This window comes from Azospirillum terrae, from assembly GCF_053470425.1.
Map to the genome: position 1 here is coordinate 50,706 of NZ_JBPXMR010000019.1, position 15,878 is coordinate 66,583.

General features: G+C 67.7%; 15 protein-coding genes and 1 pseudogene. 13 read left to right on the forward strand and 3 right to left on the reverse strand.

Annotation, left to right across the window (positions count from 1 at the left end):
• The 6 genes from ACSVDD_RS27600 (at position 1) to ACSVDD_RS27625 (ending at position 6,712) form a co-directional block, all read left to right on the forward strand.
• Complete coding sequence (locus ACSVDD_RS27600) at positions 1-1,131, forward strand: iron-containing alcohol dehydrogenase (protein WP_448192638.1); 1,131 nt, start codon at positions 1-3, stop codon at positions 1,129-1,131.
• Between the two features lie 29 nt (positions 1,132-1,160).
• The gene (locus ACSVDD_RS27605) at positions 1,161-2,045 is read left to right on the forward strand and encodes a dihydrodipicolinate synthase family protein (protein WP_448192639.1); all 885 of its coding nucleotides are present in this window, start codon (positions 1,161-1,163) and stop codon (positions 2,043-2,045) included.
• Between the two features lie 65 nt (positions 2,046-2,110).
• Positions 2,111-3,526 carry a sodium:solute symporter family protein gene (locus tag ACSVDD_RS27610; RefSeq protein WP_448192640.1) on the forward strand — a complete coding sequence of 472 codons (1,416 nt, stop codon included), beginning with the start codon at positions 2,111-2,113 and terminating at the stop codon, positions 3,524-3,526.
• A 68-nt stretch (positions 3,527-3,594) separates the two neighbouring features.
• Positions 3,595-4,809: a sialidase family protein gene (locus ACSVDD_RS27615; protein WP_448192641.1), complete on the forward strand. Its 1,215-nt coding sequence runs from the start codon at positions 3,595-3,597 to the stop codon at positions 4,807-4,809.
• Positions 4,806-5,504 (forward strand): SDR family NAD(P)-dependent oxidoreductase, encoded by a 699-nt coding sequence (locus ACSVDD_RS27620; RefSeq protein WP_448192642.1) that lies wholly within the window; start codon positions 4,806-4,808, stop codon positions 5,502-5,504. Before ACSVDD_RS27615 ends, ACSVDD_RS27620 begins: the two co-directional genes overlap by 4 nt.
• A 44-nt stretch (positions 5,505-5,548) precedes the next feature.
• Positions 5,549-6,712, forward strand: a complete 1,164-nt coding sequence (locus ACSVDD_RS27625; RefSeq protein ID WP_448192643.1) for a mandelate racemase/muconate lactonizing enzyme family protein — start codon at positions 5,549-5,551, stop codon at positions 6,710-6,712.
• A gap of 186 nt (positions 6,713-6,898) precedes the next feature.
• Here ACSVDD_RS27625 and ACSVDD_RS27630 read toward each other — a convergent pair.
• From ACSVDD_RS27630 to ACSVDD_RS27640, 3 genes and pseudogenes are all read right to left on the reverse strand, one after another.
• Positions 6,899-7,172, reverse strand: a pseudogene (locus ACSVDD_RS27630) (IS3 family transposase); the annotation flags it as partial.
• 293 nt (positions 7,173-7,465) lie between these two features.
• Positions 7,466-9,703, reverse strand: coding sequence for an NADP-dependent isocitrate dehydrogenase (locus ACSVDD_RS27635; RefSeq protein WP_448192644.1), 2,238 nt, complete (start codon positions 9,701-9,703; stop codon positions 7,466-7,468).
• 173 nt (positions 9,704-9,876) lie between these two features.
• Positions 9,877-10,878, reverse strand: a complete 1,002-nt coding sequence (locus ACSVDD_RS27640; protein ID WP_448192645.1) for a chromate resistance protein ChrB domain-containing protein — start codon at positions 10,876-10,878, stop codon at positions 9,877-9,879.
• 111 nt (positions 10,879-10,989) lie between these two features.
• Here ACSVDD_RS27640 and ACSVDD_RS27645 point away from each other — a divergent pair, with 111 nt between their 5' ends.
• From ACSVDD_RS27645 to ACSVDD_RS27675, 7 genes are all read left to right on the forward strand, one after another.
• Positions 10,990-11,934, forward strand: coding sequence for a Fe-Mn family superoxide dismutase (locus ACSVDD_RS27645; RefSeq protein WP_448192646.1), 945 nt, complete (start codon positions 10,990-10,992; stop codon positions 11,932-11,934).
• 23 nt (positions 11,935-11,957) lie between these two features.
• Positions 11,958-12,425 carry a chromate resistance protein ChrB domain-containing protein gene (locus ACSVDD_RS27650; protein WP_448192647.1) on the forward strand — a complete coding sequence of 156 codons (468 nt, stop codon included), beginning with the start codon at positions 11,958-11,960 and terminating at the stop codon, positions 12,423-12,425.
• A 16-nt stretch (positions 12,426-12,441) separates the two neighbouring features.
• Positions 12,442-13,353 carry a DUF1259 domain-containing protein gene (locus ACSVDD_RS27655; protein WP_448192648.1) on the forward strand — a complete coding sequence of 304 codons (912 nt, stop codon included), beginning with the start codon at positions 12,442-12,444 and terminating at the stop codon, positions 13,351-13,353.
• Between the two features lie 9 nt (positions 13,354-13,362).
• On the forward strand, positions 13,363-14,040 hold the full coding sequence (locus tag ACSVDD_RS27660) for a hypothetical protein (protein WP_448192649.1): 678 nt from the start codon (positions 13,363-13,365) through the stop codon (positions 14,038-14,040).
• A gap of 41 nt (positions 14,041-14,081) precedes the next feature.
• A complete protein-coding gene (locus tag ACSVDD_RS27665; protein ID WP_448192650.1) occupies positions 14,082-15,092 on the forward strand; it encodes a YncE family protein in 1,011 nt (336 codons plus the stop codon).
• Between the two features lie 198 nt (positions 15,093-15,290).
• A complete protein-coding gene (locus ACSVDD_RS27670) occupies positions 15,291-15,560 on the forward strand; it encodes a metal-sensing transcriptional repressor (protein ID WP_448192651.1) in 270 nt (89 codons plus the stop codon).
• Between the two features lie 11 nt (positions 15,561-15,571).
• Positions 15,572-15,868: a hypothetical protein gene (locus ACSVDD_RS27675; RefSeq protein WP_448192652.1), complete on the forward strand. Its 297-nt coding sequence runs from the start codon at positions 15,572-15,574 to the stop codon at positions 15,866-15,868.
• Positions 15,869-15,878 lie beyond the last annotated feature (10 nt).

Below are 15,878 nucleotides of genomic sequence, written 5' to 3' on the forward strand. Positions count from 1 at the left end.
ATGAACGACCTGACCCGCCCCATCGAATTGCTCCGCCCGCCGCGCATCGCGTTCGGATCCGGCACCGCCGCGGACGTAGGCCGCTGGGTGCGTGAGAACGGCTTCACCCGCACGCTGGTGGTCGCCGACGCCTTCAACGCGGTGCGCGTGGACCGGCTGGCGCTGGAAGGCTCGGTGAGCGTGTTCGCGGACATCAAGCCGGAACCGGACCTGCCCAACCTGGAGATGCTGCTGGCCGCCGCCGCGCGGGCCGAGGCCCAGGTGGTGGTCGGCTTCGGCGGCGGCAGCGCCATGGACCTTGCCAAGCTGGCGGCCGTCCTGCCCGGCAGCGGCCAGGCCATCCACGACGTCGTCGGTCCTGAGAAGGTGGCCGGCAAGCGCGCCGCGCTGGTCCAGGTGCCGACGACCTCCGGCACCGGCAGCGAGGCCGGCACCCGCGCGCTGGTCACCGATCCGGCGACGCAGAACAAGCTGGCGGTGCAGAGCGTCCACATGCTGGCCGATCTGGCCGTCGTCGATCCCGACCTGACGCTGAGCGTGCCGCCGGCGGTCACCGCCGCCACCGGCGTGGACGCGCTGGCCCACTGCGTGGAAGCCTACACCAACCGCAAGGCCCACCCGGCCATCGACCTGTACGCGCTGGAGGGCATCCGTCTGGTCGGCCGATGGCTGCCCCGCGCCATCGCCGATGGCAGCGACCGCGCGGCGCGCGCCGGCCTGTCGCTGGCGTCGCTCTACGGCGGCATCTGTCTTGGCCCGGTCAACACGGCGGCGGGCCATGCGGTGGCCTACCCGCTGGGCACCCGCCACCACGTCGCGCACGGCGCCGCCAACGCGTTGATCTTCCCGCATGTGCTCGCCTTCAACGCCCCCGTCGTGCCGGAGCGCACCGCCGCCATCCTGGCCGCGCTGGGGCTGCCGGCCGCGACCGAGCCGGCGGCGGTGTTCGAGGCCGCTTACCGCTGGTGTCTGAGCCTTGGCTGCACGATGCGGCTGTCGGATTTCGGCGTGCCGGAGGCCGACCTGCCTCGCATGGCCGAGGAAGCCCACGCGATCCGCCGGCTGCTCGACAACAACCCGCGCGACGTAAGCCGCGAGGACATTCTGGGCATGTACCGCGCCGCCCTCTGATGTTTCACCTTTGTGCAAAGGCACAGGCCATGACCAAGATCACGGGTCCCTTCGTCGCCATCGTCACGCCCTTCGACGGCGACGAACGCATCGATGTCGCAGCGCTGCGAAAGCAGGTGAAACGCCAGGCGTCCGCCGGCAACGGCGTGTTCTGCGCCGGCACCAACGGTGAGTTCTACGCGCTGTCCTTCGAGGAAAAGCTGCAGGTCGCCGAAACCAGCGTGGAGGCCGCCGATGGCCGCGTGCCGGTGCTGGCCCACATCGGCGAGATCTCCACCCACCAGACCATCGCGCTGGGCAAGGCCGTCCAGGGGCTGGGCGTCAAGGCGGTGTCGGCCATCACGCCCTCCTTCATCGCCTGCTCGCAGGCGGAGCTGGCCGACCATTACCGGCGCGTCGCCGACGCGCTCACGGTGCCCCTCTACCTCTACAACATCCCGGCGCGCACCGGGAACACGCTGGAGCCGCAGACCGCCCGCATTCTGGCCGACCACCCCAACATCATCGGCATCAAGGACAGCGCCGGCTCGCAGGAGAGCCTGGACGCCTTCCTCGCGGTCGCCCGCGAGCGTGACGACTTCGACGTGCTGGTCGGCCCGGACTCGCTGGTGCTGCACGGCCTGCGCAACGGTGCCACCGGCTGCATCTCCGGCCTGGGCAACCTCTGCCCGATCACCCTCAACGGCATCCACACCGCCTTCGTGAACGGCGATGCGGACGCGGAAGCCCATCAGGCGCGCTTCAGCGCCCTACGTAAGGAGCTTTACGCGTTGGGCTTCCCGCCGGCGATGGTCAAGCGCGCGCTGTGCCACGCCATGCCCGAAGTCGGCTGGAGCCGCGCCCCGGTGCTGATCGCCGACGCGGTGAACCAACAGATCAAGGAGATCGCGACACGCTACGCCGAGGCCGTGTGACCACCGGCACGGCATGACAACGAACGATACCAAGGCGGAGCCATCCGCCATTTAGGGAGCCGTCCATGAACCACTTCACCAGTGCGGAAAGCGCGATCATCCTCGGGATCGTCGCCCTTTACATCCTCTTCACCTCGTGGCTGACGGTGCGCCTACGCAGCCGGACCACCGGAGAATTCATGAACGCGGCGCGCTCCATGCCGGCGGCGGTCGTCGGCGTGCTGCTGATGTCCGAATTCATCGGCGCCAAATCGACGGTCGGCACCGCGCAGGAGGCGTTCCAGTCCGGCATGGCGGCGTCCTGGTCGGTGCTGGGCGCCTCGATCGGCTTCCTGCTGTTCGGCCTGTTCTTCGCCAAGAGGATCTACGGCTCCGGCGAATACACGATCTCCGCGGTGATTCAGAAGTCCTACGGCACCTCGACCATGCGGACGGTGTCGATCATCATGATGTACGCGCTGCTGCTGGTGAACGTCGGCAACTACGTCAGCGGCGCCGCCGCCCTGTCCACGGTGATGAACCTGAACCTGACCTGGGCCATGGTGATCATCGCGGCGGTCAGCACGTTCTACTACGTGTTCGGCGGGCTGAAGGGCGTCGCCTACGTCACCATCCTGCACAGCGCCATGAAGGTGCTGGGCATCGGCCTGATCCTCGGCGTGGCGCTGTCGTTGAGCGGTGGCGTCGGTCCCGTGGTGGCCAAGCTGCCCGCCCACTACTTCACCTGGGACGGCACCATCGGCATGCCGACCGTCTTCGCCTGGGTGATCGGCACCGTCGGCGCCATCTTCTCCACGCAGTTCATCATCCAGGCGATCTCGTCCAACCGCAGCGCGTCGGATGCCCGGCGCTCGGCCTTCTACGCCGCGGCCTTCTGTCTGCCGCTGGGCTTCATGCTGGCGTTCATCGGCGTGACCGCGCGCTATCTCTACCCGGAGATGAAGAGCCTCTACGCGCTGCCGATCTTCCTCGACTCCATGCACCCGCTGGTGGCCGCCATCGTCACCACCTCGCTGGTCGCGTCGGTCTTCGTCAGCGTCAGCACGGTGGCGCTCGCCATCGCCTCACTGGTCGTGCGCGACTTCTACGTGCCGTGGAAGAAGCCGAGCCCCGAGCAGGAGTTCCGCACCACCCGCATCCTGTCGCTCGTCATCGGCTTCCTGCCGCTGATCTTCGTCTTCTTCGTGCCGGAAATACTCAAGCTGTCCTTCTTCACCCGGGCGCTGCGCCTCTCGATCACCGTTGTCGCCGTGATCGGCTTCTTCCTGCCGTTCTTCGCCAGCAACCTCGGGGCGACGCTGGGCCTGCTGGGCGCCACCGTCAGCACCACCGTGTGGTACGTCCTCGGCAACCCCTACGGCATCGACAACATGTACGTGGCGCTGCTCACGCCGATGATGGTGATGGCCATCGAGCGGCTGTTCCGCTGGAAGAGCGCTCCCGCCGTCCTGGGCGCACCGCCGCAGGCGGGCGCGTCCTGACCGCCCGGCCATCCCATCTCACCGTGCCCAATCACCGCCGCCCCATCACCGTCGCAATGTGACACGTCATGACCACGACCTTGACCTCGACTTTCACCCTTCCCACCGACCGTGGGCGCGTAGCGCCCGCGGCTGGGGACCCGCAGCGCCTCGACGCCTACCTACCGTCGCCCTGCGTCCAGAACCACGCCGCCAACATCGTCGCGCTGCCAGGTGGGGATCTCGCCTGCGTCTGGTTTGGCGGCACGCAGGAGGGCATTCCGGACATCTCCATCTACTTCTCGCGGCTGGCCGCCGGATCCAACCGCTGGACCGATCCCGTCCGGCTGTCCGACGACCCAACGCGCTCGGAGCAGAACCCCGTCCTGTTCCCGGCACCGGACGGAACCCTGTGGCTGTTCTACACGGCGCAAATCTCCGGCAACCAGGACACCGCCATCGTGCGCTGCCGAACCTCGCCCGACAACGGGCTGAGTTGGGGGCCGATCCGCACCTTGTTCGAGGGGGCAGGGCAGGACGGCATCTTCATCCGCCAGCCGGTGGTCGTGCTGCCAAACGGCGACTGGCTGCTGCCGGTGTTCCTCTGCCACGGGACGCCGGGTGTGAAGTGGGTGGGCGACAACGACACCAGCGCGGTCAAGATCTCCACCGACCAGGGCCGGACCTGGACGGAGCACCCCGTGCCCGACAGCGTCGGTTGCGTCCACATGAGTGTCGTGCCGCTGCCGAACGGCACGCTGGCCGCCTTCTATCGCAGCCGCTGGGCCGACCGGGTCTACCGCAGCCACTCCCAAGACAACGGACGGACCTGGAGCGCGCCGGTGCCGACCGAGTTGCCCAACAACAACTCCTCGATCCAAGTGACGGCGCTGCGCGACGGCCGGCTCGCCATGGTCTTCAACGAGTCCAGCGCCGAGGGCGTCACCGAGCGGCGGCAGTCGCTGTACGACGACATCGAGGACGATGCGGCACCCACCGGCGACCCGGCCGCACCAGCATCTGCACCGCCGCAGGTGCGCAAGGCATTCTGGGGTGCGCCTCGGGCACCGATGACGCTTGCCTTGTCGAGCGACGGCGGGATCACTTGGCCGGTGCGCCGCAACCTGGAGGTCGGCGATGGCTATTGCATGACCAACAATTCCAAGGAGGGCCTCAACCGGGAATTCTCCTACCCGTCGATCACCCAGGCGGAGGACGGCGCTCTGCACGTCGCCTTCACCTACTTCCGCCAAGCCATCAAGTACTCCCGCGTCTCGCCGGACTGGGTGAGCGCCGGTCCATGAACGGGGCAAGCAGGGAGCAGCCCCGCCGGGCGCTGGTCACCGGGGTGAGTTCCGGCATCGGCGCCGCCATCGCCGAGCAGCTCCTGCGCGAGGGCTGGGTAGTAGAGGGGATGAGCCGGACGGCTCCCGCGCTCGATCACCCACGCCTGCACGTCACGCCGGTGGACCTGCTGGACGCCGACGCCGTGGCCGAGGCTCTTGCCCGGTTGCCGGTGGTGGACGCGCTGGTGCACGCGGCCGGCATCATGCGGATAGGCCCGCTCGGTGAACTCGACTCCGGCGACGCCCGGACGATGTGGCGTCTGCATGTCGAGGCCGCGACGCAACTGGTGGAGCACGTGACTGCACGGATGTCCGGCGGCGGGCGCATCGTCCTGATCGGCAGCCGGACCGCCGAGGGCGCCGCCGGCCGCAGCCAGTACGCGGCGAGCAAGGCGGCCATGGTCGGTCTGGCGCGCTCCTGGGCACTGGAGCTGGCACCGCGCGGTGTGACGGTCAACGTGGTGGCGCCGGGGGCGACCGACACGCCGATGCTGAAAGATCCCAGTCGAGCCGGCCTGCCACCGAAGCTGCCTCCAATCGGACGCTTCATCAAGCCGGAGGAGGTCGCCGCGCTGACGGCGTTCCTCCTGTCCGACGCCGCGGCCGCCATCACCGGGCAGAGAATTTTCGTGTGCGGGGGAGCGTCCTTGTAGCGCGCACCTCGACGTCACCGTTTTCACCCCAAGGGGGAGCATCCATGCGCATCATCGACGTCCGCGAGATCACCAAGCCGATCGCCTCGCCGATCCGCAACGCCTACATCGACTTCTCGAAGATGACCGCGAGTCTGGTGGCGGTGGTCACCGATGTAGTGCGCGACGGGCGGCGCGTGGTTGGCTACGGCTTCAACTCGAACGGCCGCTACGGCCAGGGCGGTCTCATCCGCGAGCGCTTCCGCGACCGGATCCTCGATGCGGCCCCCGACAGCCTCCTCGACGACGATGGCAGCAACCTGGATCCGCACCGGATCTGGGCGGCGATGATGACGAACGAAAAGCCGGGCGGGCACGGCGAGCGGTCTGTGGCCGTGGGCACCCTCGACATGGCGGTCTGGGACGCCACGGCCAAGATCGCCGGCAAACCGCTCTTCCGCCTGTTGGCTGAGCGCAAGAAGCGCGCGGCGAACCCTCGCGTCTTCGTCTACGCGGCCGGCGGCTACTACTACCCCGGCAAGGACGATGCGGCGTTGCGGGCGGAGATGCGCAGCTATCTCAACCGCGGCTACACCGTCGTGAAGATGAAGATCGGCGGGGCCGCCATCGACGAAGACCGGCGCCGGATCGAGGCCGTGCTTGCCGAGATCGGCTCTCACGCCCGACTGGCCGTCGATGCCAACGGGCGCTTCGATCTCGAGACGGCCATTGCCTACGCGAAGATGCTGCGTGACTACCCGCTGTTCTGGTACGAGGAGGCCGGCGACCCCCTCGACTACGCGCTGCAGGCCGCGTTGGCCGAGTTCTATCCCGGTCCCATGGCGACCGGCGAGAACCTGTTCTCGCACCAGGACGCGCGCAACCTCCTGCGCTATGGCGGGATGCGGCCCGACCGCGACTGGCTGCAATTCGACTGCGCCCTGTCCTACGGCTTGGTCGAGTATCTGCGCACGCTCGACGTCCTGGAGCGCTCCGGCTGGTCGCCCGCCCGCTGCATCCCGCACGGCGGCCACCAGATGTCGCTCAACATCGCCGCCGGTCTCGGGCTTGGCGGCAACGAGAGCTATCCGGACCTGTTCCAACCCTATGGCGGCTTCCCGGACGGCGTGCGCGTCGAGGATGGGCACATTGTCATGCCCGAGCTGCCCGGAATCGGGTTCGAGGGTAAGTCTGATCTGATCAAAGTCATGCGTGAGCTGGCCGAGTGATGATCGGCGATCGTGGGTGGAGACGAAATCCTTTCGCTATACTGAACCGCGCCGGGTTTGTTGGAGGCCGGTTTGGTTGGTTCAGGCCGCCGTGGCGCCGTCCTCGGTTTGAGCATAATAACGCGCCTCGGCGGGAGGAATGTTGCCGATGGGTTCGAGCCGGTGCCGGTGGTTGAACCAGTCTCCCCGGCGGTTCACCCGGTCGGCTGGGTAAGGCGCTGCCCGCTCGCTGAACGTGGTGCGCCCCGCCTTGCCGCGCGTCGCCCCTTTCAGGCCCATCTGGCGCATCAGCCGGGCCACCGTGCAGCGCGCCACGTCAAAGCCCTTGCGCCGCCACCGCCGCCAGACCTTTCGTACCCGGGCCGGAGCGTTTGCCCTGGTCACGCTCGGCCTGCCGGATCCAGCCGCGCAGCGTCTCGGGATTGCAGCCGATCTTCGCTGCGATCGAACAGATGTGTGCGATCTCCCCACGGCCAGGACCGAGCGACGGATGGATCCCTCAACACCGCTGCTCGTCCAGCGTCGCGGGGGCCGGAATGCTGACCACCGCTTCTGATGGCCGTTCGTAACGGCTTCTCGCCGATAGTGTGGAAAAAGTCGGGGTTGTCGGCGGCCCGAAGTCCTGATTCAGTCCTCCTGAGCAGAGAAGGGTACAGCGATGATGGGCGGTGATGCAGGAAGCGCTGCTCTATGAGTTCAGCCGCCTGTGGCGCCCCGGGGATGGGTACGCCACAGGCGGACGAACCGCTCGGCTTACGCGGATACGCTCGCCAGGGCGGCGTTGAGAGAAGCGCTCGGCCGCATCACGGCTTCGAGCTTCCCTGCGTCGGGCAGATAGTAACCGCCGATGTCGGCCGGACGGCCCTGGACTTCGTTGAGCTCCGCAAGAATTTTGACTTCACTCTCAGCCAGGGTCTTCGCCAGCGGCGCAAACGTAGCCGCCAGTTTGGCGTCCTCAGTCTGGGCGGCCAGTTCCTGGGCCCAGTACATCGCGAGGTAGAATTGGCTGCCGCGATTGTCGAGTTCGCCGGTCTTTGCGCGCGGCGACTTGTTGCTGTCCAGAAGCTTACCCGTGGCGGCGTCCAGCGTTTTGGCCAGCAGCGTGGCGCGGTGGTTGTTTCCCTTGATTCCAAGGTCCTCCAGCGACACGGCGAGGGCCAGAAACTCGCCCAGCGAGTCCCAGCGCAGATGGTTTTCCTCCACCAGCTGCTGCACGTGCTTCGGCGCCGAGCCGCCCGCGCCCGTCTCATACATGCCGCCACCGTTCATCAGTGGGACGATCGACAGCATTTTGGCCGAGGTGCCCAGCTCCATGATCGGAAACAGGTCGGTCAGGTAGTCGCGCAGGATGTTGCCGGTCACCGAGATGGTGTCCAAGCCGCGGATCACGCGCTCCAGCGTGTAACGCATGGCGCGCACCTGGCTCATGATCTGGATGTCGAGGCCCGTGGTGTCGTGATCCTTCAGGTATACCTTGACCTTCTTGATCAGCTCGTTCTCGTGCGGGCGGTACGGGTCCAGCCAGAACACGGCCGGCATGCCGGAGTTGCGCGCGCGCGTCACCGCCAGTTTGATCCAGTCACGGATCGGGGCGTCCTTGACCTGACACATGCGCCAGATGTCGCCCTGCTCGACGTTCTGGCTCAGCAGCACCTCGCCGGTGGCGAGATCGGTGATGTTCGCCACGCCGTCCTCGGGGATCTCGAACGTCTTGTCGTGCGAGCCGTATTCCTCGGCTTGCTGGGCCATCAGGCCGACGTTCGGCACGGTGCCCATGGTCTTGGGATCGAAGGCGCCGTGCCATTTGCAGAAGTTGACCATCTCCTGGTAGATGCGGGCGAAGGTCGATTCCGGCATCACGGCCTTCACGTCCTTCAGGCGGCCGTCCGCCCCCCACATCTTGCCGCCGTTACGGATCATGGCCGGCATCGAGGCGTCCACGATCACGTCGTTGGGCGAGTGGAAATTGGTAATGCCCTTGGCCGAGTCCACCATCGCCAGTTCGGGACGGTGCTCGTGGCAGGCGTGCAGGTCGCGTTTGATCTCATCCTGTGTGGATTGCGGCAGCTTGGCGATCTTGTTGTACAGATCGACCATGCCGTTGTTGACGTTGACGCCGAGTTCCTCGAACAGCTTGCCGTGCTTCTCGAACGCGTCCTTGTAGAAAATGCGCACGCAGTGGCCGAACACGATCGGGTGCGACACCTTCATCATGGTGGCCTTGACGTGCAGCGAGAACATCACGCCGGTCTTGTAGGCGTCGTCGATCTGCTTTTCATAGAAATCGAGCAGCGCCTTCTTGCTCATGAACATGCTGTCGATGACTTCCTTGTCCAGCAAGGAAATCTTCTCTTTGAGGGTGATGGCCTTGCCGCTTTTGGTGAGCAGCTCCATCTTGACGTCGCGCGCCTTGTCCAGCGTCATCGACTTTTCACCATGGTAGAAGTCACCGTGGTGCATGTGCGAGACGTGGGTGCGCGACGCCTGGCTCCATTCGGCCATGCTGTGCGGGTTCTTGCGGGCGTATTCCTTGACCGCCTTCGGCGCGCGGCGGTCAGAGTTGCCCTCGCGCAGCACCGGGTTCACGGCCGAGCCCAGGCACTTGTTGTAGCGGGCGCGAATGGCCTTTTCGGCGTCGGTCTTGGGGTCGTCGGGGAAATCGGGAACGTTGAATCCCTTGGACTGCAACTCCTTGACCGCGGCGACGAGTTGGGCCACCGAGGCGGAGACGTTGGGCAGCTTGATGATGTTGGCGTCCGGCTCCAGCGTCTTCTTGCCCAGTTCGGCCAGCACATTGGGCACCCTCTGCTGCTCGCTCAGGTACTCGGGGAACTCGCCCAGGATGCGATTGGCCACCGAAATGTCCGTTGCCACGACTTCGATGCCGGCTTGTGAGGCAAAGGTCCGGACGATGGGCAGGAAGGACGCCGTTGCCAAGCGCGGCGCCTCGTCCGTCAGCGTGTAGATGATCTTCCAAGCATCAGAAGCCATGGTGGTCCTCATTTTTGTTTGTTTTGGGAAAAAGGCTGACCCGAATCTTGACGGAGCGTGCTACAGCGCCAGGGTTCTTTCCAGTGGTTTTTATCGCACGCTCCACGGTCCGGACACGAGGGGAGGTGCCGAAGCGGAGACCGCGCGGACAATCGAGGCCACCGCTCCTCTCCTCAGTCGCGCTTCCTGCGGAAGTGCTCATAGAGGTCCTCGAACACCGCCGCCCCGCGCTCCAGGCGGCGCTCGTCGTCGTCCGTCGCGGCGGCGATGCCGGAGATCAGCGTCCGGATACCGGCCGCCTCCTCGCGCTGGAACTTGCCGTCCTTGAGGTCGATGTCGTGCACGATCTCGGCGATCGCCTGGAGCGCCCGCTCCGGCTTGACCAGCTTGGCCAGTAGAACCTCGAAGGTGCAGTGGTCGCCCTCGTGCGTGAATTCCGCCTCGAACATGTCGAAGCGGAGTTCGTCCGGCTCCGGGACATAGCCCTTGTCGGCGACGAACTTGAACCGGGGCTCCGGGTCGATGAAGCGGCGGATGAACCAGGCCGAGGCGATGCGGTCCACCAGCACACCCCGGCGCGTCACCCAGGTTCGGCCTCTCAGCGGCCCAATGTCAGCAGCGTCCATGGCCTCTTCCTCCTGTTCCAAACCGCCTTCGGCCTGCATGAGCCGGGCCTCGATCCCGGCGAGGAGTCCTTCCACCGGCATCCGCCCGCCCGCGCCGAAGAAGTCGATGGCGACGATCTCCGCCATGCGCCGCCGCAGGCGGGTCACCTGGGCGCGAAATTCCCTGGAGCGGCCGCGCCACGTCTCCGGCTCACCCGCCAACACCTCCGCCACCGCGCGGGCTTCGGCGGCGAGCGCCTCATAGTCAGCGTCGCGGGCCTTGTCGAACAGCGCCCGCACCTCCCGGTCGGAGAGGCCGTCGATGAAGCGCGCCTCGAACACCGCCGCTTCGCCTCCACCCTCGACGATCTCGCGCAGCAGCCACTGGAAGTCCTCCTGCGTCTGCTCCCCGGCGGGCAGCGCGTAGAGCGAGTTCTTGATCGCTATCGCGCCCAGCCCCTGGAGGCGGCGCCAGACCTTGACGCGGAAGTACGCGGGCTTCGGCGGCAGCTGATGCGCCAACAGCAGCCAAGCGTATCGCACATCGGCCGCGTGGGACGCATCGCTCATACGGGCACCTGTATCTCAGACATACCAATAACGTAACGCTTGTATCATTTGTTTGGCAAGCGTACAGTCCGTTTCGGCGCCGGATGTCCGACGACCGCCTGGAGGTGTGCCATGCCCTATGAGGTCGCACCGCTGCCGTTCAAGCCGCCCTGGCTGAACGGCCTCTCCGAGCGCTTGCTCGTCAGCCACTACGAGAACAACTACGGCGGCGCCGTCCGCCGCCTGAACGCCATCGAAGCCGACCTCGCCCGGCTCGACTGGAGCGCGGCGCCGACGTTCGTCATCAACGGCCTGAAGCGCGAGGAACTGATCGCCGCGAACTCGATGATCCTGCACGAGGCGTACTTCGACAGCCTCGGCGGCAGCGGCGACGCCGGGGGCGCGTTCGCCGCTGCGCTGGAGCGGGACTTCGGGGCGGTGGCACGCTGGCGGCAGGAGTTCACCGCCATGGGCAAGGCGCTCGGCGGCGGCTCCGGCTGGGTGCTGCTGACCTTGTCGGAACGGGACGGCCGGCTGCGCAACGTCTGGGCGGCCGACCACGCCCACACGCTGGGCGACGGCCGCGTGGTGCTGGCGCTCGACATGTACGAGCATGCCTACCACCTCGACTTCGGCGCCAGGGCGGGCGCCTACGTCGATGCCTTCATGGCCAACATCGCCTGGGACCGTGTCGCCGGCCGCCACCGGCGCGCCGCCGAGGGGCTCCGCCCGGCGTCGCGACCCGCGGATGCCGAAGTCCCGGAGATGAGCGTCGTCGAGGCGCGGCGGGTGATCGAGGGCGGCGAGATCCTCGTGCTCGACGTCTGCTGGGACGAGGATCTGGCGAAGTCTCCCGACATGCTGCCGACCGCCGTCCACCATGACGCCCGGCGCATCGCGGAGTGGGCCGACGGTGTGCCCAAGGACCGCGAGGTCCTGGCCTATTGCGTCTACGGATTTCAGGTGAGCCGGGACGCGGTCGCCGAACTGCGGCGCCGGGGCGTCTCCGCCCGCACGCTGGCCGGCGGCATCTCGGCGTGGCGCGCCATGGGGGCGCCGACCGTGCCGAAGCCCTGAACCCCTGCCCAAGGAGTCCCGCCATGAAGTGGGTCACCCGCGAACGTCCGAAGATCGACCGCATCGCCTGCCCCTGGCTGATCGCCCGGTTCATCGACGAGCAGCCGGAGTTCCTCTACGTGCCCGGCGACCGCGTGCTGGACGTGGCTCGGGAAACCGGCGCCGTCCCCTACGACATCCCTGGCGTCGAGCTCAGCCACGCCGGCGACCTGTGCAGCTTCGACGCCGTCCTCATCAAGTACCGCCTGGACGACCCGGCGCTGCAGCGCTTGGCCGTCATCGTCCGTGGCGCCGACACGTCGCGTCTTGACCTGACGCCGCAGTCGGCCGGGCTGTACGCCGTCTCGCTCGGCCTCTCCGCCGTGTTCAAGGACGACCACGAGATGCTCCGCCACGGCATGGTCGTTTACGACGCGCTCTACGCTTGGTGCCGGGAGTGCCAGGGCGAGGCGCACACCTGGCCGCCCGCCGGATGGGCAGCGGTCGCCTGATGTAAGGAGAGACGCCATGAAGCGACACATCGCAGCCCTGGTTCTCGGGTTCGCGACGGCGGGGCTGTCAAACGCCGCGCCCGCGGCCGACCCGGCGTGGAAGGCCGTCGATGGGGCGATGGGACGAGCCGGGGCGGTGCAGCCGGGCGACGTCTACAAGTATTCGATCCCCCGCACGGACCTGAAGGTGACGGTGGACGGCGTCGCGATCAAACCGGCGCTGGCGCTCGGCTCCTGGGTCGCGTTCAGAGGCGACGGCGGGCACGCCATGGCCATGGGCGACCTAGTGCTCACGGAGCAGGAGGTCGCGCCGGTGATGAGGAGCTTGGTGCAGAACGGCATCGAGATCACGGCCGTCCACAACCACATCCTGCGCGCATCCCCGTCCACGCTGTACATGCACATCGCCGGGACGGGCGACCCGGTGAAGCTGGCACAGGCGATCCGCGGGGCCTTGGCCAAGAGCGAGATGCTCCAGGAAGTCCCCGCTCCTGCCGAACAGGCGCTCGACCTGGACGCGGCGGCGCTGGAGGCGGCGCTTGGGCAGAAAGGCAAGGCGGCCGGGGGCACCTACCAGTTCAGCATCCCGCGCGCCGAGGCGGTGCAGGACATGGGCGCGCCGGTGCCGCCCGCCATGGGCACCGCCATCGCCATCAACTTCCAGGCCGCCGGAGCGGGCAAGGCGGCAACCACGGGAGACTTCGTGCTCACGGCCGAGGAGGTCAACCCGGTGATCCAGGCGCTGACGGCGAACGGCCTGGAGGTGACGGCGCTGCACACGCACATGCTGGCCGAGGAGCCGCGGCTCTATTTCATGCACTTCTGGGGCGTGGACGAGCCGCGCAAGCTGACCCCCGGCCTGCGCGCGGCGCTCGACCGCGTGAACATCGCCCGCACCCAGACCTCGGAGGCCCCGGCGAAGCAGTAGGAGACGGACATGGGCGTTTCGGGATCGTGGAGGAAAACGGGGGCGGCGGCGGTCCTGACCGCTGTCGCCGCCCTCGGTCAGGCTCTGGCGGCTGGTCCAGGCCAGACGGTCCGCTTCGACTTCGAGGGCGACAAGCCGGGAAGCCTCCCGCCCGGATTCTCCGTCGCCCTCACCGGCAAGGGCGCACCGCCCGAGTGGAAGGTGGTCGAGGACCCGTCCTCGCCGGCGGGCGCTAAGGTACTGGCGCAGACCAGCGCGGACAGCACCGATTATCGGTTCCCGTTGTGCATCGAGAGCGCCTTCACCGCCGCCGACGTCCGGCTGACGGTGCGCTTCAGGCCGGTGTCGGGCAAGGTGGACCAGGGCGCCGGGCTGGTGGCCCGATTCCGCGACGCCGGGAACTACTACGTCGTGCGGGCGAACGCCCTGGAGGACAACGTCAACCTCTACAAGGTCGTGAACGGCCGCCGCTCCGAAATCACCGGGAAGACGGTCAAGCTCCGCAGCGGGGAGTGGCGCACGCTCGGCCTGACCGTCCAGGGCGACCGGATGGAGGTCTCCCTCGACGGCCAGACACTGTTCGAGGCGACGGACGGCACCTTCAAGGAAGCGGGCAAGGTCGGGCTGTGGACCAAGGCGGACAGCGTCATCCACTTCGACGGCTTCGAGGCCCAGGCGCAGCGGTGAGCCTGGGCGCGGGCCGGGGGTGGGCTGAGGAGGTGAGGGCGATGGCGTCCTGCATCGACAAACTGACCGTGGTCGCGGCCTCGGCCGCGCTTCTCATCGGCTGGCACCCGCTCCCGGTGTCGGCGGCAACCACGGAGGCGTTGACGCTGGAGCGGAAGATCCCGCTGGGCGACGTCTCCGGCCGGATCGACCACTTCGCGATCGACCTCGCCCGGCAGCATCTCTTCGTCGCCGAGCTTGGCAACGGCTCCGTGGGGGTGCTGGATCTCGCCCGGAGCACGGTCGTCCACCGCCTCTCCGGCCTCAAGGAGCCTCAGGGGGTCGGCTACATACCGGGAGCCGATGCGATCTGCGTCGCGAGTGGCGGGGACGGAACGGTCCGCCGGTTCAGGGCGGCTGATTTCGCGGCCCTCGACCCGGTGACGCTCGGCGACGATGCCGACAACGTCCGCTTCGACGCAGCTGCCAACCAGGTGGTCGTCGGATACGGCAGCGGTGCCCTGGCGACGTTGGACGCCGCGTCGGGGAGGAAGGTCGGCGAGATCCGCCTCGCCGGACATCCGGAGTCGTTCCAACTGGAGCCGACCGGCCCCCGGGCGTACGTGAACGTCCCGGACGCGCGGCAGATCGCGGTGGTGGACCGCAACAGCCGGCGTCAGGTCGCGACGTGGACACTGAGCGGCGCCGCGGCCAACTTCCCGATGGCGCTCGACGGCGCCGCCGGACACTTGGCGGTCGTCTACCGCAAGCCTGCCACCCTGGCGGTCTTCGACACTATGCGGGGTGATGTCGTCGCGCGCGTGCCGACGTGCGGCGACGCCGACAACGTGTTCTTCGACGGCAAGCGCCATCGCCTCTACATCAGTTGCGGCGAGGGAGCCCTCGACGTGTTCCAGGGGCAGGACGGCACCTACCGGGAGCTTGGAAGGATACCGACGCCCCCCGGCGCTCGGACCTCGCTGTGGGTTCCCGAACTTGACCGGCTCTTTCTCGGCGTGAGGGCGAGCGGCCGGGAACCCGCCGCGGTGTGGGTGTACCGGCCTGCCCCGTAGTCCTGCTCGAACGTCATCACTTCGCGCCCCGGCGCTCCGCGGCAGCGATGCCGCCTGCGACCGCTGACCAACACGTCGGGCGGGTGCGCAAGCTGGGCTGGTGGACCGGCACGACGGTCATGATGGCCGCGCATCCGGCCATGTAGGGCGGGCGGAGACCCGTTGTCATATCCCCTCCCGGGGGATAGCATACAGGCCATGAGCGAGCACACCTCCCATCCCGACATCGTGAAGCGGCTGAAGCGTGCCGAGGGGCACCTGCGCGGCGTCATCGAAATGATCGAATCGGGCCGCTCCTGCCTGGACGTGGCGCAGCAGATGAGCGCCGTCGCGAAGGCGCTGGAGAACGCCAAGGTGGCGTTCATCCACGACCACATCGACCACTGCCTGGAGCACGCGGTCGACGCGCCGGAGCGCGACGCGAAGGCGGCGATCCGCGAGTTCAAGGAAATCACCAAGTACCTCTGAGAGGCCCCTTCATGCGTCTGAGCAGGTTCCTGCCGGTCGTCGCGGTCACCCTGCTCGCGGGCTGCGGCGAGGACCCGGCCGCCGCGTGCTTCGCCACCGCCGACCATGCGAAGTATTCCGACGGCAAGATCACCTCCATGTGCGGGTGCTCCATGCGGCAGATGGAGAAGTGGGGCACCACGGAGAAGGACCACAAGCTGCTGGCGGCGGTCATCCGGCAGAAGGCGGTTGCCGCCGACGAGCGGACCAAGGCGCAGGACCTGGGGAAACTGTGGGCGATGGCCTCGGCCTCCTGCCGCAAGGACTGACCTGGGCGCG